Origin of the sequence: Shewanella sp. 10N.286.52.C2 (assembly GCF_002874545.1) — a bacterium.
Lineage (GTDB): Bacteria > Pseudomonadota > Gammaproteobacteria > Enterobacterales > Shewanellaceae > Shewanella.
Genome location: NZ_MCTV01000026.1, coordinates 73060 through 91684, shown reverse-complemented (window position 1 = coordinate 91684; position 18625 = coordinate 73060). Strand labels below are relative to the sequence as shown.

15 protein-coding genes and 3 tRNA genes are annotated in these 18625 nt (G+C 40.9%); 13 read left to right on the top strand and 5 right to left on the bottom strand.

Features of this window, described 5'->3' with window-relative positions:
- The first annotated feature begins 33 nt into the window (after positions 1-33).
- Positions 34-1704, top strand: a complete 1671-nt coding sequence (gene glnS, locus BCU94_RS10600; RefSeq protein ID WP_102476359.1) for a glutamine--tRNA ligase — start codon at positions 34-36, stop codon at positions 1702-1704.
- Between the two features lie 89 nt (positions 1705-1793).
- On the opposite strand, the gene BCU94_RS10595 is transcribed toward glnS, so the two are convergent.
- A complete protein-coding gene (locus BCU94_RS10595) occupies positions 1794-2852 on the bottom strand; it encodes a glucosaminidase domain-containing protein (protein ID WP_102476358.1) in 1059 nt (352 codons plus the stop codon).
- Between the two features lie 86 nt (positions 2853-2938).
- Positions 2939-3535 (bottom strand): Yip1 family protein, encoded by a 597-nt coding sequence (locus BCU94_RS10590; protein WP_102440512.1) that lies wholly within the window; start codon positions 3533-3535, stop codon positions 2939-2941.
- Positions 3536-4025: 490 nt separating this feature from the next.
- Here BCU94_RS10590 and miaE point away from each other — a divergent pair, with 490 nt between their 5' ends.
- Complete coding sequence (gene miaE, locus BCU94_RS10580; RefSeq protein WP_198590877.1) at positions 4026-4787, top strand: tRNA isopentenyl-2-thiomethyl-A-37 hydroxylase MiaE; 762 nt, start codon at positions 4026-4028, stop codon at positions 4785-4787.
- Between the two features lie 28 nt (positions 4788-4815).
- Here the strand turns inward: miaE and BCU94_RS10575 are convergent, their stop codons facing one another.
- Both BCU94_RS10575 and BCU94_RS10570 read right to left on the bottom strand, forming a co-directional pair.
- Positions 4816-5532 (bottom strand): UDP-2,3-diacylglucosamine diphosphatase, encoded by a 717-nt coding sequence (locus BCU94_RS10575; protein WP_102476356.1) that lies wholly within the window; start codon positions 5530-5532, stop codon positions 4816-4818.
- Between the two features lie 6 nt (positions 5533-5538).
- The gene (locus tag BCU94_RS10570) at positions 5539-6033 is read right to left on the bottom strand and encodes a peptidylprolyl isomerase (RefSeq protein ID WP_102440514.1); all 495 of its coding nucleotides are present in this window, start codon (positions 6031-6033) and stop codon (positions 5539-5541) included.
- Positions 6034-6176: 143 nt separating this feature from the next.
- Between BCU94_RS10570 and cysS the strand changes: the two genes are divergently transcribed.
- A complete protein-coding gene (cysS, locus tag BCU94_RS10565; RefSeq protein ID WP_102476355.1) occupies positions 6177-7559 on the top strand; it encodes a cysteine--tRNA ligase in 1383 nt (460 codons plus the stop codon).
- 85 nt (positions 7560-7644) lie between these two features.
- Here cysS and folD read toward each other — a convergent pair whose 3' ends face one another.
- Positions 7645-8499: a bifunctional methylenetetrahydrofolate dehydrogenase/methenyltetrahydrofolate cyclohydrolase FolD gene (folD, locus tag BCU94_RS10560; RefSeq protein ID WP_102476354.1), complete on the bottom strand. Its 855-nt coding sequence runs from the start codon at positions 8497-8499 to the stop codon at positions 7645-7647.
- A 251-nt stretch (positions 8500-8750) separates the two neighbouring features.
- Between folD and BCU94_RS10555 the strand changes: the two genes are divergently transcribed.
- From BCU94_RS10555 to BCU94_RS10510, 10 genes are all read left to right on the top strand, one after another.
- Positions 8751-8827 (top strand) — tRNA-Pro (locus BCU94_RS10555).
- A 111-nt stretch (positions 8828-8938) separates the two neighbouring features.
- Positions 8939-9015, top strand: a tRNA-Arg gene (locus tag BCU94_RS10550).
- 7 nt (positions 9016-9022) lie between these two features.
- Positions 9023-9098: transfer RNA gene (locus BCU94_RS10545), tRNA-His, on the top strand.
- 285 nt (positions 9099-9383) lie between these two features.
- Positions 9384-10688 (top strand): trigger factor, encoded by a 1305-nt coding sequence (gene tig, locus BCU94_RS10540; protein ID WP_102440517.1) that lies wholly within the window; start codon positions 9384-9386, stop codon positions 10686-10688.
- Between the two features lie 90 nt (positions 10689-10778).
- Complete coding sequence (gene clpP / locus BCU94_RS10535) at positions 10779-11390, top strand: ATP-dependent Clp endopeptidase proteolytic subunit ClpP (RefSeq protein ID WP_076536986.1); 612 nt, start codon at positions 10779-10781, stop codon at positions 11388-11390.
- Between the two features lie 126 nt (positions 11391-11516).
- Entirely contained in the window at positions 11517-12797 is a 1281-nt protein-coding gene (gene clpX, locus BCU94_RS10530; protein WP_076536985.1) for an ATP-dependent protease ATP-binding subunit ClpX, read from the top strand.
- A 130-nt stretch (positions 12798-12927) separates the two neighbouring features.
- Positions 12928-15279: an endopeptidase La gene (gene lon / locus BCU94_RS10525; protein ID WP_102440518.1), complete on the top strand. Its 2352-nt coding sequence runs from the start codon at positions 12928-12930 to the stop codon at positions 15277-15279.
- A 264-nt stretch (positions 15280-15543) separates the two neighbouring features.
- Complete coding sequence (locus tag BCU94_RS10520; RefSeq protein ID WP_076536981.1) at positions 15544-15816, top strand: HU family DNA-binding protein; 273 nt, start codon at positions 15544-15546, stop codon at positions 15814-15816.
- A 220-nt stretch (positions 15817-16036) separates the two neighbouring features.
- The gene (locus BCU94_RS10515; RefSeq protein ID WP_102476389.1) at positions 16037-17908 is read left to right on the top strand and encodes a SurA N-terminal domain-containing protein; all 1872 of its coding nucleotides are present in this window, start codon (positions 16037-16039) and stop codon (positions 17906-17908) included.
- 78 nt (positions 17909-17986) lie between these two features.
- A complete protein-coding gene (locus tag BCU94_RS10510) occupies positions 17987-18580 on the top strand; it encodes an HAD-IB family hydrolase (RefSeq protein WP_102440519.1) in 594 nt (197 codons plus the stop codon).
- Positions 18581-18625: the final 45 nt, after the last annotated feature.

The following is an 18625-nucleotide window of genomic DNA, read 5'->3' as shown; positions in this document are numbered from 1 at the left end:
TAAATTTCACCATCGTGCACCAAGAGGAACTCCATGAGCCAAGTGGACAACGAAGTACGTCCAAGTAACTTCATTCGTAATATTATTGATGAAGACTTAAAAAGTGGTAAACACACCAGTGTGCAAACCCGTTTTCCGCCAGAGCCAAATGGTTTTTTACACATTGGCCATGCAAAGTCTATTTGTTTAAATTTTGGCATAGCACAAGATTATCAAGGTCAATGTAACTTACGTTTTGATGATACTAACCCTGAAAAGGAAGACATCGATTATGTTCATTCTATTCAGGATGATGTACGTTGGTTAGGCTTTAAATGGTCAGGTGAAGTTCGTTATTCTTCGAATTACTTCGATCAATTACATCAATATGCGGTTGAGCTAATCTCAAAAGGTTTAGCTTATGTGTGCTTCTTAAATGCTGAAGAAACACGCGAGTACCGTGGCACATTAAAAGCACCTGGTAAAAATAGCCCTTACCGTGATACCTCAGTTGAAGAAAACTTGAACCTATTTGAAAAAATGCGTGCAGGTGAATTCAAAGAGGGTGAGTGTGCACTGCGGGCTAAAATCGATATGGCTTCACCATTCATGTGTATGCGTGATCCGGTTATTTACCGTATTCGTTTTGCTCACCATCATCAAACAGGCGATAAGTGGTGCATTTACCCAATGTACGACTTTACTCACTGTATTTCAGATGCGATTGAAAACATCACTCATTCGTTATGTACTTTAGAGTTCCAAGACAACCGTCGTTTGTATGATTGGGTGTTAGATCATTTAGATGATTTTAATCAACCAAACCGTACACGTCAGTATGAATTTTCAAGACTTAACCTTGAATACACCATGATGTCGAAACGTAAATTGAACGATTTAGTAACGCGTGAAATCGTGTCTGGTTGGGATGATCCTCGTATGCCAACTATCGCAGGTTTACGCCGTCGCGGTTATACTCCGGCGTCTATTCGTGAATTCTGCCAACGTATCGGTGTTACAAAGCAAGAAAACCTTATTGAAGGTGGCGTGCTTGATGCGTGTATTCGTGAAGAGCTCAACGAAAATGCACCTCGTGCCATGGCTGTGTTAAGACCGATTAAAGTGGTAATTGAAAACTACCCGTCGGATACACCTGAAATAATTAATGCCCCAATGCATCCGAATAAACCTGAAATGGGTACCCGCGAAATTGCATTTGGTAAAGAGTTATTCATCGATGCCGAAGACTTTAAAGAGTCTGCTAATAAGCATTTTAAGCGTTTAGTACTTGGTAAAGAAGTTCGTTTACGTAATGCTTATGTGATTAAAGCTGAACGTTTTGATCAAGATGAAGACGGTAATGTCACCACGGTTTATTGTACTTACGACAATGAAACATTGGGTAAGAACCCAAGTGATGGCCGCAAAGTTAAAGGTGTTATTCATTGGGTTGAAGCGACAACGGCCAAACCGGCTGAATTTCGTTTATACCACCGTTTATTTACTGTAGCGTCTCCAGCAGCTTTTGAAACCTTAGACGAAGTGTTAAGCGATGACTCTTTAACTGTGCTTAAGGGTGTCGCTGAAGCAAGCTTAGCCAATGCAGTGGCAGAAAAAGCGTACCAGTTTGAACGTGAAGGTTACTTCTGCGCTGATAACAAGGATTCATCAAAAGAGGCTTTAGTGTTTAACTTAACTGTGGCACTACGTGATTCTTTTGCTTAAAGTTTACCTGTAGCTTTTACTGGGGGTAGTTTATCCCTAAGTCAGTTAATAAAAATGCCAGAACAATATTGTTCTGGCATTTTTTATGGTTAATTATCAAAAGAATTGGCTTGGTTATTTGCGGAAATTAAGTGTATTGGCACACCATCACTTAAATAGGCGGCGTCCACTTGATCAAGTTTGTTGTAACGGATCATCTGCTGGATACTATCAATATAGGCTTGGCCACGTTCGGAATATTTATCTAAAGTGGTGACTAATTTAAGGCCTGTTATCGGTTCTTTCTCATAACGTAATTGCTGTCTCATTTGTCTCAGTTTAAGGTAGGCTGCATGGGTATTGATATTTAGCATATAGCCCTCAACGGATGCTTGCGGAGTATTAAATCGTGCTAAACCGTAATTGCCTAACTCTGTTCTTTGCTTTTTAGGAGCCATGCCGTTGCCACTGAAATCCCACTGGCCAAAAAAGGCGTTACCTTCAACGGTAAATCGCGATGTCGCCCAGCCGCTTTCTTCAGCCGCTTGGGCTAGCACTAATGACGGCGGCATGATGTCTACGCGCTTAAGCAGTTGTTTTCGCAAATCTTGAGTTAATGGTGTTTGCTTATCGGGAATGACCTTGTATTTTGTTGCGATATCAATAAGCTTGTTATCGGTTAGCTCAGCCTGTTTCACCCATTTTCGCTCTAAAATAATATTTTCATTACTGAGTAATATTAATGGCGCCATTAATCTGAAAAAAACCATTTTCTTAACCTGTACAGGGATCTCATTTGAGGTTTTTTGCCAATTCTCACTCACGCTATCAAAGGTTAATCGAGGTACTTCCCTTACACCGGCATCCCAGCTTTGTTTGTTGTAATTTAACGAGTCGAATAATTCAATTAATTGATCGAGCGAGTTTAAAATAATCTCTGTTGAGGCCTTGGTTTGCTTTTTTTTAGTTGTGAGTTTGTTGTTTGCGGCATCTATATATTGATGATTAACATCTGGCTCAATTGTTGCCGTTGGAGATTTAGTCGCGTTTGTACCAGTAGTATCAGTCTCATTTTCTGTAGTGGATGACTTAACCCAGTAGTTGATGGCAAATAAACCCGCTAGAAGCAGCAATACAAAAAGGATTTTTTGATAGGTATTTTTGGTCATATATCACCTTAGTTCAAACTCACTTTATGGGCCGAGCCATAACAAAAAAGGCGCGAAAGCGCCTTTTAAATATAGTACAAAAACATTTACTGCATCATAGGTCCTAAGCCTAAGCTCCATAATATAACGCTAGTGCCCATTAATCCGACCAATAGCACTAAACCTGCAGTAACGACTGAACTTGCGTAAATAAAGCCTTTTTCTTCAGGGATATTCATAATGATGGGGACACCAGCATAAAGTAGATATACTGAGTAGGCTAAGCCAGCAAGGCCCACTAACATCATAAACCATAACACAGGGTATAGTGCTGATATGCCAACCATAAATAATGGTGTAGCGGTATAGGCGGCTAACTCAAGTGCTTGAGTGAAGGTTGGTGCGGCATCAAAGGTTTTTGCCATCCAATAAGATAAATATGCCAGTGCAAATACGCCAGCAATGAGGCCAAAGTACATACCCACTGACATGAACATGGCGCTTTGTGGAGTGAGAAATAGTAGCTCGCCGTTAGCAGGATGCCAGCCTATATAAGCGGTTGCTACAAAACTGCACACAGCAGGAATTAAGGCGATAAGTAAGATATGACTAAGGCTGCTTTTAACTGCCTCGTGATTACGTTCAATTGTTTGCCACTCTTGTTTCGGATGAGTGTATAGCCCCATTAGGTGATTCAATATCATTGTTATTATCCTTGTTTAGCATTTCATACATAGCTCGCCAAACTTCAGACGAACTGATCATAGCCCCATATATCAATCGCCTTAATCAGTCCTACACATACTTAATGCACTCGTTACTAGTGAGCCGTTTAAGTAATAACTTCATCCCTATCGAAGCTTATCCATTAAAGGTGATTGAAATACAACTTAAGCAACTATTGTTACGCAGATGTATAGACTATTTATTGAACATTAGCGGCCATTCGTCAAGTGCTATTGTTGTTTTATCAGTATAAAAAGCTAATAAGCTCATCAGAAGTTAGCTCATGCAGTATTTTTCTCTTTAGATTGTCGATTTATATGTAAATATTCGACGTTAATGTAACTTAGTTGATGATTGTTAAATATCTATTTGCTGCTTAATGCAATCTTAGAATATGCAGATGGGTTGTCGTATCTGTTTCATTTTTTTAATACAATGGCGCCACATAAAATATTTAGTGGTACTTCAATGATGTATGAGCAGGGTTTACTTGAGCCGATTTACTCTTTTTTGAATTGTGAAACACCTGATAAGTGGATTGAAATGGCCAGCAAGCCTGAAAACTTATCCATCATTCTTCGTGATCATATGATTTGTGAGTTAAAAGCCGCCCAAAGCGCGATGTTTTTAATTAGGAAATACGCGGTGGATAAACCCAGTGCTGAGCAGTTATCCCAATGGATAAAGCCATACGAAGAGTTTGCCTATAAAAAGGTCGGCGATTTAGCCTCTCTTAAAGGAAAAAGTAACGTCAGCAAACAAATCACAGTGCGTGAAGGCTGTGTTTATGGTCAAGAGTTAGTTGATAAAATGGTATTGCTGATCAAAGAAGAATTACATCATTTCTATCAAGTAATGGAGTTGATGGAAAAAAAACAGGTACAGTATGAGCTAATAGAGGCCGGACGTTATGCCAAAGGCTTACTGAAACATGTTAAAACCTTCGAGCCAGATGCATTAGTCGATAAGTTAATTATTGGTGCACTAATTGAGGCCAGATCTTGTGAACGTTTTGCCAAACTTGCACCGCATCTGGATGAAGAATTAAGTAAATTCTACGTATCGCTACTTCGCTCTGAAGCTCGTCACTACCAAGATTACCTGACGTTGGCCGAGTTAGTATCGGATAAAGATATTAGTGACAGAGTAAGGTTTTTGACCGAGGTTGAAGCTGAGCTTATTTTAACCCCTGATACCGATTTTAAATTCCACAGTGGTTTACCCAATTAACACTATATCCTTGCGGTATTTGAAGTCCTCAAGTTAGCAAGGGCAGTTGTTTAAGATTGGCAGTGTATTGGTCGACAATCAGTATGCTGCCTTGCTCGTACCAGTCACCAACCACAATGCGCTGCTTGTTATCGGCTAATTGATGTATTGCCGGACGGTGGGTATGGCCATGGATCATTCTTTGGCAGTTGGTTTTTAGCAGTAGGCTGTCAACGGCTGATTGCTCAACATCCATAATGGTATAGCTTTTTTGTTGATTGCTTTTTTGACTTTTTTTGCGAATATCAGCAGCGATGTTCTGTCGCGTTGATTTAGGCAAGTTACGGTAAATCCATTTCACGAATGATGAATTTCTGAAGCTTCTAAATCTTTGATAAGCCTTATCGAGCGTGCAAAGGCTATCACCATGCAAGACTACTGTTTTTATCCCATACAAATCTAACTCGACAACTTCTGGGAGTATGATCATTCCAGCTTTACGAGCAAATGATTTGCCAATCATAAAATCTCGATTACCGTGGATAAAATAAATAGGGATGCTTGTGGCGACACGTTTTAGATGGGTGGCTATTTCGTCAGTAAAGGGCTCGGCAATATCATCACTGGTCCAGACTTCAAACAAGTCACCGATGATATAAATCGCTTCAACATCAGCAAGATCTGAGTTGAGGTAGCGAATAAAAGCTTGGCTAATATCTGGGCGGTCTGCACTTAAGTGCAAATCGCCCATAAAAACAGTCTGCATTAATGATTATTCAGCAATGCTTGCACTGTTAATGATAACAGCTTCTAGTGGTACGTCTTGATGCATGCCACGGTTACCTGTGCTAACAGTTTTGATTTTCTCTACAATATCAAAACCTTCAACAACTTCAGCGAATACACAATAGCCCCAGCCTTGAGATGTTTCGGCTTTAAAGTCTAAGAAAGTGTTGTCATTCACATTGATAAAAAACTGTGATGTTGCTGAATGCGGATCAGATGTACGCGCCATCGCTAAGGTACCGACTTTGTTTGATAAGCCGTTGTTCGCTTCATTTTTAACTGCAGCATGAGGGGTTTTCTGAACCATATCTTCAGTAAAGCCACCACCTTGTACCATGAAACCATCAATCACACGGTGAAAAATAGTACCGTCGTAGAAACCTTCTTTTACGTACTTAATGAAGCTTTCAACAGTTAAAGGTGCTTTTTCAGCATTTAAAGCGATTTTGATGTCGCCCATATTTGTGTGCAAAGTGATCATATTTAATTACCTAGATAAAAATTGTTGCGCGATTCTAACTTATCTTACGTGAGGCTTAAAGTGCAGTGTTCAAAACAGTGTTGCTCATGGTAGACTTTGTGGCAATTAAATTGAGTTTTATTAAGAGTAAAAGAGAACCATCGATGTTGAAAATTTACAATAGTATGAGTCGTGAAAAGCAAGAGTTTAAACCGATTAACCCTGGCAAGATTGACATGTATGTATGTGGGATCACCATATATGATTTATGTCACATTGGTCATGGTCGTACTTTTGTGTCTTTCGATATGATAGTTCGCTACTTACGTTATAGTGGCTATGCGGTGAACTACTTACGTAACATCACCGATGTCGACGATAAAATCATTAAACGCGCCGCTGAAAATAACGAAAGTTGTGACTCACTCACTGAGCGTTTGATTGGTGAGATGCACAATGATTTTGACTCATTAAATATGCTACGCCCAGATTTCGAACCAAGAGCGACCCTGCATATTGATGAGATCATCGAAATGGTGCAGACACTCATCGCTAAAGAGCATGCTTATGTTGCTGACAATGGCGATGTGCTCTTTAGTGTGGCTTCATTTGCGGAATATGGCCGCTTATCAGGACAAAACCTTGAACAGCTTCAAGCTGGCGCGCGCGTTGAAGTGGAAGCTGCTAAACGTAATCCTATGGATTTTGTGTTGTGGAAAATGTCAAAACCTGGCGAACCAACGTGGGAGTCTCCATGGGGGCCTGGCCGTCCTGGCTGGCACATTGAATGTTCTGCAATGAATGGCAAACACTTAGGTGAAAACTTTGATATTCATGGCGGCGGTAGCGATTTACAGTTCCCACATCATGAAAACGAAATTGCGCAGTCTTGCTGTGCTCATGGCTCAAAGTATGTCAACTACTGGATGCATACTGGCATGGTGATGGTTGATAAAGAAAAAATGTCTAAATCACTGGGCAACTTCTTCACAATCAGAGATGTGTTAGAACATTACGATCCAGAAACAGTACGTTACTTCTTATTATCGGGTCACTATCGTAGCCAGCTAAATTATTCTGAAGATAATTTAAAGCAAGCTAAGTCGGCTTTAGAACGTATTTATACTTCGTTAAAAGGCTTAGATTTATCAGTTGCTCCAGCAGCTGCACCTGAGTATGTCGGTAAATTTAAACTGGCGATGGATGATGATTTTAATACACCAGAAGCCTACTCGGTTATCTTTGATATGGTACGTGAGATTAACCGTCTTAAATCAGTTGATATGGCGCAAGCCAGCGCCTTAGGTGTTAGCCTTAAGCAATTAACAGACGTGCTAGGCATTATCAGCAACGATGTTGATGTTTATTTCCAAGGCGAGGGCAGTGATGATGAAGTCGCTGAAATTGAGGCCTTGATCGTTGAACGTAATCGCGCCCGCGCTGAAAAAGATTGGCCTGCTGCAGATATCGCTAGAGATAGACTAAATGCCCTTGGGGTTATTCTGGAAGATGGCGAAAATGGTGTAACAACTTGGCGTAAAAAGTAACGTCTAAGTTTAATCCGCCATAAAAAAGCCTGCATTAGCAGGCTTTTTTAGTTAATACAATTATTAACTCTGATTAAACAAAGGTTTAGTCGTGGTAAGTCTCAGCAGCATATAAGGTGTTTTCTAGTAAGCTGGCAATTGTCATCGGACCTACACCACCGGGTACTGGGGTAATGAATGCCGCTTTCTCAGCAGCAAGGTCAAATTCTACATCACCCACTAAGCGGCCATTGTCTAAGCGGTTAATGCCCACATCGATAACAATCGCACCAGGTTTAATCCAATCACCAGCAATAAAACCAGGTTTACCTACTGCAACAATCAACAAGTCAGCTTGGCGTACCTTTTGTTCAAGGTTTTTAGTAAAGCGATGACAGGTGGTCGTAGTACAGCCTGCAAGTAGTAGCTCCAATGTCATTGGTCTACCGACAATATTAGACGCGCCAACAATCGTTGCATCAAGACCATATGTATCTACACCCGTTGAGTTGATCAAGGTCATAATGCCTTTTGGCGTACATGAACGCAGCACTGGGATGCGCTGAGCAAGTCGGCCGACATTATAAGGGTGGAAACCATCAACATCTTTATCAGGGCGAATTTGCTCAATGACTTTAGATTCTTCAATGTGTGCAGGTAATGGCAGTTGCACTAAAATGCCATCAATTTTAGGGTCATCATTGCATTGATCAATTAAGGCTAACAATTCTGCTTCAGTGGCCGTGGTCTCTAAATCATATGAATAAGATTGAAAGCCGACTTCTTCACACGCGCGGCGCTTACTTCCTACATAGACTTGTGACGCAGCATCTGCACCAACTAAGATGACCGCTAAGCCAGGAATTCTTTTACCTGCTTCTTTACGGGCAAGTACTTTTTCTTTTAAAGTGGTTCGAATAGATTGAGCGATCGCTTTGCCATCAATATTTTGGGCAGTCATGGGGGTATAGTTTCCTTTATGGCGCGATAATAAGACGAAATTAACGAAGCGTATTCTATCAGTCAGCTAAAGTCATGTCATGAATATTGCCTTAGTGATTTTTTAAAAACAGAATTTTTTGTTTGTTAAAACAGCAGCTGAACAAGTTTGTCAAAAAAATCGTTGACGATAGGAAAGTGACTCGTTAATATGCGCTCCGTTCTCACAGCGAAGGTGTTTAAAGAAAATAAACATTGTAGCATTGAACATCTCGGTGATTAGCGCAGCCCGGTAGCGCATCTCGTTTGGGACGAGAGGGTCAGAGGTTCGAATCCTCTATCACCGACCAAATTTATTTATTTGTAAAGCTTCGGTTTTATGAATAAGCTGTAAAAAGATAAGTTGTTAACCAAAGCAACTTATCACGCTAGTAGGATATACAGATTTATCTGTAAACCATGCGCCCGTAGCTCAGTTGGATAGAGCACCCGCCTTCTAAGCGGGTGGTCGCAGGTTCGAATCCTGCCGGGCGTACCAAATTATGGTGATTGTAGCTCAGTTGGTAGAGCCCCGGATTGTGATTCCGGTTGTCGTGGGTTCGAGCCCCATCAGTCACCCCAAATTTTGCATTGATAATGCACAGTTGTAGAAAAAGCGACCTAAGGTCGCTTTTTTTATGTCTAAAATCCCCATTTAACCGCGTTTTCAGACTCGACTCGGCAGTAAACGGTCGCTATAATGTCGCGTCTTGATAAATATCTAATACGGATTACTACGGGTAACAGCGCTTAAACGCTGCTGTATCACTACTTTTATTAGTAAACATTAATCATCAAGAAATGAATATTTAATAGTTGAGTTTTCGACTATTACAAAGGACGTCAGACATATTTCGAGGTAAAACAATGCAAGTTTCTGTTGAAACAACTCAAGGCCTAGAACGTCGCCTAACAATTTCTGTACCTGCTGAGCAAATTGAGAAATTAGTTAAAGACAATTTATTACGTGAAGCGAAGCGTGCAAAGATCTCTGGTTTCCGTCCAGGTAAAGTACCAGTATCAGTAATCAACCAACGTTACGGTAAAGCTATCCGTCAAGATGTGACCGGTGAAGTTATGCAACGCAACTTCATTGAAGCTATCATGGCTGAAAAACTAAACCCAGCTGGCGCACCAGTATTTGCTCCTAGTAAAGCAGAAGGCGAGAACTTCGAGTTCGTTGCTACTTTTGAAATCTACCCAGAAGTTGAATTAACTGGTTTAGATGCAATCGCTGTTGAACAACCACAAGCTGAAGTTAATGACGCTGACGTTGACACCATGATTGAAACGCTTCGCAAGCAACACGCTACTTTCGCTGTAGTTGAAACTGCTGCTGAAGAAGGCAACAAAGTTAAAATGAACTTTGTTGGTTCAGTTGAAGGTGAAGAATTTGAAGGTGGCAAAGCTGACGATTTCGAACTTGAGCTTGGTAGCAACCGTATGATCCCAGGTTTTGAAACTGGCATCATTGGTCATAAAGCCGGTGAAGAATTTGAAGTTGAAGTCACTTTCCCTGAAGATTACCACGCTGAAAACTTAAAAGGTAAAGCGGCTAATTTCGTTATTACTCTTACCGAAGTTCAAGCTGCAGAATTACCAGAAGTAAATGACGAGTTCGCTTCATTATTCGGTATTGCTGAAGGTGGCCTAGAAGCCCTTAAAGCTGAAATTCGTAAAAACATGACTCGTGAACTTGATCAAGCGCTTAAAGCGAATGTTAAAGAGCAAGTTATCGAAGGCTTATTAGCTGCTAACGACATCACTATCCCTAAAGCACTTGTAGACGGTGAAGTGAATGTTCTTCGTCAACAAGCTATGCAACGTTTTGGTGGTCAAGCTGAAAACATGCCTGAGCTTCCAGCTGATCTATTCACTGAGCAAGCTGAGCGTCGCGTTAAAGTTGGTCTATTATTAGGCGAAGTAATCAAAACGAATGAACTTCAAGCTGAAGATGAGCGCGTTCAAGGTTTAATCGCTTCAATGGCTTCTGCTTACGAAGATCCAACTGAAGTTGTTGAATACTACAATGGCAACAAAGAGCTTATGCAGAACATGCGTAACGTAGCTCTTGAAGAGCAAGCTGTTGAAGTGCTATTAAAATCAGCAAAAGTAACTCTAAAAGAAGTTGCTTTTGAAGAATTTATGAACAAGGCAACAGGTAAAGCGTAACCTTCGCTTGACTTGATTGGCGGTTCGCCATTTATAATGGCTCGTATGAGGTTCTCATACGAGCCATTTTTATTTTAGGGAAAGTATAAAATGCATAAAGCGCCAGAATCTGTACTCAATGCTCTCGTACCTATGGTTGTTGAACAAACAGCAAAAGGTGAGCGTTCATATGATATTTACTCTCGTTTATTAAAAGAGCGTGTAATTTTCTTGGTTGGCCAGGTTGAAGAACACATGGCTAATTTGATCGTGGCGCAATTATTGTTCCTAGAATCAGAAAGCCCAGACAAAGATATTTCAATTTACATTAACTCGCCAGGAGGCTCAGTAACAGCCGGCATGGCGATTTATGACACCATGCAGTTTATCAAGCCAAATGTCAGTACAGTATGTATTGGTCAAGCAGCAAGCATGGGCGCTTTTTTACTTGCTGGTGGCGCAAAAGGCAAACGTCATTGTTTACCTAATTCTCGCGTGATGATCCACCAACCATTAGGCGGTTTCCAAGGTCAGGCTTCAGATATTGCAATTCATGCTCAAGAAATTCTTGGCATTAAGAACAAATTGAACCAAATGTTGGCGGAACATACCGGTCAACCAATGGAAATCATTGAACGTGATACTGACCGTGATAACTTCATGAGTGCTCAAGAAGCAGCCGATTATGGTTTAGTTGATTCAGTTTTTGAAAAGCGTAGCTGATCTTTACGCCTGAGTGCGCTATTCTTTGAAGAATAGAGTATTAAAATATAAGACTGTGTTTGTGCATTTAAACAGTACAGATGGTTTTCTACAGACAGTGTCTAGGCTGTAACAGAGGTAGAGTTAATGGGCGATAACAAAAATTCCGGTGACAGCGGTAAGCTGCTGTACTGCTCTTTTTGCGGGAAAAGCCAACATGAAGTTAGAAAGCTAATTGCTGGACCTTCAGTATATGTTTGTGACGAATGTGTCGAGTTATGTAATGACATAATTCGTGAAGAGATAAAAGAAATTTCGCCTAAACGCGATCAAGACCAATTACCAACGCCACACGAATTACGTAATCACCTCGATGATTACGTCATTGGTCAGAATCAGGCAAAAAAGGTGCTATCGGTAGCGGTTTATAATCACTATAAGCGCTTACGTAATGGTACGCCGATTGAAGGTGTTGAGCTTGGTAAAAGTAATATCTTACTTATTGGGCCTACAGGTAGTGGTAAAACATTACTGGCTGAAACCTTAGCGCGTTCACTTGATGTGCCGTTTACTATGGCTGATGCAACCACATTAACTGAAGCAGGTTATGTGGGTGAAGACGTTGAAAACATTATTCAGAAACTTCTGCAAAAATGTGATTACGACGTTGAAAAAGCGGAACGTGGTATTGTTTACATCGATGAAATCGACAAGATTAGTCGTAAATCTGACAATCCTTCTATAACTCGTGATGTATCGGGTGAAGGTGTTCAGCAGGCGCTACTAAAACTAATTGAAGGTACTGTTGCTTCTGTGCCACCTCAAGGTGGTCGTAAGCATCCACAACAAGAGTTTTTGCAAGTTGATACTTCAAAGATCTTATTTATTTGTGGTGGTGCGTTTGCTGGGCTTGAAAAAGTTATTGAGCAACGTGGCTTAACAGGTACTGGTATCGGTTTTGGCGCTGAAGTTAAAGGTGATGCAGATAAAGCGACTATCTCGCAAACATTAGGTAAGGTTGAACCAGAAGATTTAATTAAATTTGGTTTGATCCCTGAGTTTATCGGTCGTTTACCTGTTGTTGCGACGCTAACTGAATTAGATGAATCTGCATTGGTTCAAATCTTATCTCAACCTAAAAATGCACTTACTAAGCAATATGGTGCCTTATTTGAGATGGAAGATGTTGAGTTAGAGTTCCGCGAAGATGCGCTTAAAGCCATTGCTCATAAAGCAATGACCCGTAAAACCGGTGCTCGTGGACTTCGTTCAATTATCGAAGATATTTTACTCGATACCATGTATGACATCCCTTCAGTGGAAGGCGTGATTAAGGCCGTTGTTGATGAGTCTGTAGTAAAAGGCGAATCCGCACCAATCCTAATTTACGAAAATGCCGAAAGCCAAGTTGCTGGTGGTGAACAATAAATAGACGATTTAGTCTTTTATTAAAAATAAGGAGTCCATTGGGCTCCTTTTTTCGTATTAACCATTGAAAGTTTGAGAAACATCCCAATATACTGACTTATAAAATCCATTCATCAAACGGAATCGAACTATGACCCAAGAGCGTGAAGCGCATATCGAACTCCCCGTGCTGCCACTGCGAGATGTAGTGGTTTATCCCCATATGGTAATTCCGTTGTTCGTCGGACGAGAGAAATCTATTCGTTGTCTCGAATCGGCAATGGAACAAGACAAGCAAATTTTATTGGTCGCACAGCGAGAAGCTGATTTAGACGAGCCAACAAAAGAAGATATTTTCGACGTCGGTACCGTAGCCTCAATTTTGCAGTTATTAAAACTACCTGACGGGACCGTTAAAGTCTTAGTTGAAGGTGGTCAGCGTGCAAAAGTAACCGCTTACACCCAAGAAGATGAATTCTTTGTCGCGACAGCTGAATACTTAGCTTCTGAAGACTTAGCAGACAAAGAAGAAGAAGTCTTAGTCCGCAGTGCAATCAGTCAATTTGAAGGTTACATCAAGCTTAACAAGAAAATACCGCCTGAAGTGCTCACTTCATTAACCGGTATTGAAGAAGCAGCGCGCCTTGCTGACACCATGGCGGCGCATATGCCACTTAAGCTAGAAGACAAACAGTCTGTGCTTGAGATGATTAATGTTGGTGAGCGCCTTGAATACTTAATGGCGATGATGGAAGGCGAGATTGACTTATTACAAGTTGAAAAACGCATCCGTGGCCGCGTTAAGAAACAAATGGAAAAGAGTCAACGCGAATACTATTTGAATGAGCAAATGAAAGCCATTCAAAAAGAATTAGGCGATCTTGATGAAGGCCAAGATGAGTTTGAAGTATTAGCTCGGAAGATCACTGAGGCTAAAATGCCAGCAGAAGCCAAAGAAAAAGCCGAAGCTGAGTTAAACAAACTGAAGATGATGTCTCCAATGTCTGCAGAAGCGACTGTTGTCAGAAGCTATGTCGATTGGATGACCTCGGTACCTTGGAGTCAGCGTTCTAAAATTAAGCGTGATTTATCAAAAGCTGAAGCCATTCTTGATACCGATCACCATGGGCTTGAGAAGGTTAAAGAGCGCATTTTAGAGTATCTTGCGGTACAAAGCCGTGTTAAACAGCTTAAAGGGCCAATTCTTTGTCTAGTGGGCCCACCTGGTGTCGGTAAAACGTCACTCGGTCAGTCAATTGCAAAGGCGACAGGTCGTAAGTATGTGCGTGTTGCATTAGGTGGTGTGCGTGATGAAGCCGAGATCCGTGGTCATCGTCGTACTTATATTGGTTCTATGCCAGGTAAAGTCATTCAAAAAATGGCTAAAGTGGGCGTTAAAAACCCATTATTCCTATTAGATGAAATTGATAAAATGAGTTCTGATATGCGCGGCGATCCATCGTCAGCATTATTAGAAGTATTAGATCCTGAACAAAACTCAGCATTTAACGATCATTACCTTGAAGTGGATTACGACTTATCAGACGTAATGTTTGTCGCTACCTCAAACTCAATGGATATCCCTGGACCATTACTTGACCGTATGGAAGTGATCCGTTTATCGGGTTACACCGAAGATGAAAAGCTTAATATTGCTAAGAAGCATTTATTAACCAAACAGATTGAGCGTAATGGCTTAAAAGCGAGTGAGATAACCATAGAAGACAGTGCCATTATTGGCATGATCCGTTATTACACCCGTGAAGCTGGCGTGCGTTCATTAGAGCGTGAGCTGTCTAAAGTTTGTCGTAAAGTCGTAAAAATGATTTTGCTTGATAAGTCAGTGAAAACCGTTGTTGTGGATCAAGATAACCTGAAATCTTTCTTAGGTGTGCAGCGCTTTGATTACGGTAAAGCTGAATCTAACAATCAAATTGGTCAAGTTACTGGCCTTGCATGGACTCAAGTTGGTGGTGATTTACTGACCATTGAAGCCACTTCGGTGCCAGGTAAAGGCAAACTTGCTTATACCGGTTCGCTAGGTGACGTGATGCAAGAGTCAATTCAAGCTGCAATGACCGTTGTTAGAGGCCGCGCAGAGCAGTTGGGGATCAATAACGACTTTTATGAAAAGCGTGATATCCATGTTCATGTACCAGAAGGTGCAACGCCAAAAGATGGTCCTTCAGCAGGTGCGGCAATGTGTACTGCTTTAGTATCAAGTTTAACCGGCAACCCGGTTAAAAGTGACGTAGCGATGACGGGTGAAATTACCCTTCGTGGTGAAGTGTTACCAATTGGTGGCCTGAAAGAGAAACTGCTTGCGGCGCATCGCGGTGGGATAAAAGTTGTGCTTATTCCTAAAGAAAATGAGCGTGATTTAGAAGAAATTCCAGCAAATGTGATTGCTGATTTAAAGATCCACCCTGTAAGGTGGGTCGAGGAAGTCCTTGAATTGGCCTTAGAAAGACCTGTTAAAGGCTTCGAAGTGGTCAAAAAGTAACTAATCAGTAAGAAAACTTGCTAGTAACCCAAAAAAAATGAAAAAAGGGGCTTAACAAACACGAAAGCTGTGGTAGCCTAGATAAGTGGAGAGTCAGTTAGCACCAAACCCTTGGCGCATCTGACTTTGAGCTGTATCCAAGTACATTTTTTTTGGTTTTCCAACTAAGTTTGGTGTGGTATCAAACTTACGATAAAAAGCCTCCGTAGACCGTTCCAAAGACGGATTTGGTTGCGGCGCAAAAATAACATTCAAGGGGATGACATGAACAAATCTGAACTAATCGAGAAAATCGCTTCTGGTGCTGACATTTCTAAAGCAGGCGCTGGCCGTGCACTAGATTCTTTTATTGCTGCTGTTACTGAAGCGCTTAAAGAAGGCGATAAGATTTCTCTAGTTGGTTTTGGTACTTTTGAAGTACGTCAACGTGCAGAACGTACTGGCCGTAACCCACAAACGGGTGCAGAAATCAAAATTGCAGCAGCAAACATTCCTGCCTTCAAAGCTGGTAAAGCACTAAAAGACGCTGTTAACTAAATAGTTGGTATCGTTGCCTTTTGTAAGGCATTTGTAGAAAGCACTGTTTTAACAGTGCTTTTTGCGAAATAAAGTATCAGAATTAACTTTGTTTTTTTGATATTAGGAGAGATAAGGCATACCTCGGTAGCGTCTGAATACTCCGTCTAAATTACAAGAAGGCGCATCCGCAAAAGGTGCGCCTTTTTATTTTATTATGTCGCAACAAGCGAGAATTCAGATGTTAGAAAAAATTCGCGAAGGTTCACAGGGCGTTATAGCTAAAAGTATTTTAGTACTGGTGATCCTTTCGTTCGCATTTGCTGGTGTCAGTAGTTACCTAGGAACCTCGACAGATGTTCCAGCCGCAGTAGTTAATGGTGACGAAATCACAGCCAATGAATTAGAACAAGCATTCCAAAATGAACGTGGCCGTTTAGAACAACAACTAGGCGAAATGTTTGATGCCTTAGCTGCTGATGATAACTATATGAATGGTATCAAGCAGAATGTATTAGATCGTTTGATTTCAGATAAGCTAATTAGCCAAGCGGCTGAAGATTTGGGACTACGTGTTTCAGATGAGCAAATTAAACAAGCGATTCTGAATGAGCAAGCATTCCAAACCGATGGTGTATTTGATAATGACCGCTACTTAGCTGTACTACGTCAATTAGGTTATCAAACCACTAGCTTTAGAAATATGATGCGTGTTGATATGACTCGTCGTCAACTTTTAACCGCGCTAGTGGGAAGTGAGTTTGTTCTTGATGGTGAAGCAAAGCAATTAGCTGAAGTTCAAGGTCAAACCCGTGATATTCGTTATTTAGTTGTGGACTCTACACCTTTCTTAGCTTCTTCAACAGTTTCTGCTGAAGAGATTAAAGCCTATTACGAAAGTAACTTAATTCAGTTCATGAGCCAAGAAAAAGTTAGCTTAGAATATGTCGAGTTGGACGTTGCAGATCTGGCTAAAGGTATCGAAACGTCAGTTGATGATGCGCGTGCTTTTTATGAAGACAACCAACAACAATATCAAACGCCAGAAAAACGTTTAGCTGCACATATTTTATTTGCATCTGGCGATGATAGCGCCGATGAAGCAAAGGCCGAAGCTGCTTTAGCTAAATTACAAGCTGGTGAAGACTTTGCTGCCGTTGCTAAATCAGATTCAGATGACCAATTTAGCGCAGAGCAGGGCGGTCAACTCGATTGGTTCGAACAAGGTGTAATGGATCCTGCATTTGACTCAGCTTTATTTGCACTTTCAACTGGTGAGTACTCACAAATTGTGAAGAGTGAATTTGGTTATCACATTATCAAGTTACTCGATGTGGAATCTGGTGCTGCAGCGCCGTTTGATGACGTGCAAGATAAAATCATCGCTGATCTTCAAAACAAAAAAGCGGTTGATGAATTTTATAGCTTACAAAGTGTTTTAGCCGATACCAGCTACGAAATACCTGACACTTTAGATGAAACAGCTAAAGCATTAGGCGTTGAGGTTCAATCAACAGCGTTATTTTCTCGTGATAATGCGCCTGTTAATTTAAATACTCCAGCTTTAATCAAAGCTGCATTTTCTGATGACGTTATTGGTAGCGGCATGAACAGTGAAGTGATTGAGTTAGCACCTAACCATGTGGTTGTGATTCGTTTACTGCAACATAAAGATGCTGGTACATTGCCATTAACTGAAGTATCTAGCAGCATTGAAGCACGTTTATTGCAAGATAAAGCGAACTTTGCCGCAAGTGAAAAAGCCAATGAATATTTAGCGCAATTAAAAGCAGGCACTGAAATCACTGAAGTTGCAGTAGCAACGAAAGAGAAGCTAGCACGATTTAATCAAGATATTGATCAAGCTATCTCGACTAAGGCATTTAAAATGGCAGCTCCAGATGCTGGTGCAAGCTCATTTGATACCGCTGCATTAGCTAATGGCTATGCGGTTATTGCTTTGGATAAAGTTAATGATGCAGAAGGTATTGATGCAAATATTGTTGAAAGTATTAAGCAACGTTTAGTACCTCAATACAGCGAAGCTGATTACCGTTCAGTTGTCGCAGCTTTAAAAGCAAAAGCAACAGTTGAATACCCAGTAGCTGAATAAGCTGATTGGAATTCACAAAAGCCAAGGTTCGCCTTGGCTTTTTTATGTCAAAATTTTGAGGTTCTTATAAGGATATTTATGAACTTAGCATTGTTTGATTTTGATGGAACTATTACAAGTAAAGATACTTACACGCCATTTATTTACTCAAGTGTACCTAAGTGGCGTTTAATCGTTTGTTATCCGATATTAATCCCTGTGATAGCCGCTTATAAATGGCAGCTCATTGGTGGGTCAAGAACGCGTAGCATCATTTCTAAGTTTGCTTTTTGGCAACAAGATGAGCAACACATTAAGGCCATCGGCGAAGATTATGCTACAAGTTTTGATCTACAAATCAAACCTCAAGCGCTAGCGCGTCTGCAATGGCATCAGATGCAAGGTGACACCATTGTTGTGGTTTCGGCATCACTTAATGTTTATTTAGCGCCATGGTGTCGCCAGCATGGATTTAAACTGATATGTGCAGAGCTAGAAAGTAAAAAGGGTAAACTGACCGGACGGTATATTAATGGTGACTGTAGCGGCGCTGCAAAATCAAATCGAGTTTTAGCTCAGTTTGACCTACAAGATTTTGATAAAGTGTATGCCTATGGTGATACAGAAGAAGATAAACCCATGCTAGAACTTGCTGATGTCAGTTATTACCGATGGCAAAAACTGACAGGCTAACGCCGTTATATAGTAAAAAACTAAGGTATGGCTTTACTGTTTACT

Coding starts and splice junctions, on each gene's coding strand:
- clpP (WP_076536986.1), top strand. CDS start 10,779: ATGCATAAAGCGCCAGAATCTGTACTCAATGCTCTCGTACCTATGGTT.
- folD (WP_102476354.1), bottom strand. CDS start 8,499: ATGACTGCCCAAAATATTGATGGCAAAGCGATCGCTCAATCTATTCGA.
- BCU94_RS10520 (WP_076536981.1), top strand. CDS start 15,544: ATGAACAAATCTGAACTAATCGAGAAAATCGCTTCTGGTGCTGACATT.
- lon (WP_102440518.1), top strand. CDS start 12,928: ATGACCCAAGAGCGTGAAGCGCATATCGAACTCCCCGTGCTGCCACTG.
- BCU94_RS10510 (WP_102440519.1), top strand. CDS start 17,987: ATGAACTTAGCATTGTTTGATTTTGATGGAACTATTACAAGTAAAGAT.
- tig (WP_102440517.1), top strand. CDS start 9,384: ATGCAAGTTTCTGTTGAAACAACTCAAGGCCTAGAACGTCGCCTAACA.
- BCU94_RS10590 (WP_102440512.1), bottom strand. CDS start 3,535: ATGATATTGAATCACCTAATGGGGCTATACACTCATCCGAAACAAGAG.
- BCU94_RS10515 (WP_102476389.1), top strand. CDS start 16,037: ATGTTAGAAAAAATTCGCGAAGGTTCACAGGGCGTTATAGCTAAAAGT.
- BCU94_RS10575 (WP_102476356.1), bottom strand. CDS start 5,532: ATGCAGACTGTTTTTATGGGCGATTTGCACTTAAGTGCAGACCGCCCA.
- BCU94_RS10570 (WP_102440514.1), bottom strand. CDS start 6,033: ATGATCACTTTGCACACAAATATGGGCGACATCAAAATCGCTTTAAAT.
- miaE (WP_198590877.1), top strand. CDS start 4,026: ATGATGTATGAGCAGGGTTTACTTGAGCCGATTTACTCTTTTTTGAAT.
- cysS (WP_102476355.1), top strand. CDS start 6,177: ATGTTGAAAATTTACAATAGTATGAGTCGTGAAAAGCAAGAGTTTAAA.
- clpX (WP_076536985.1), top strand. CDS start 11,517: ATGGGCGATAACAAAAATTCCGGTGACAGCGGTAAGCTGCTGTACTGC.
- BCU94_RS10595 (WP_102476358.1), bottom strand. CDS start 2,852: ATGACCAAAAATACCTATCAAAAAATCCTTTTTGTATTGCTGCTTCTA.
- glnS (WP_102476359.1), top strand. CDS start 34: ATGAGCCAAGTGGACAACGAAGTACGTCCAAGTAACTTCATTCGTAAT.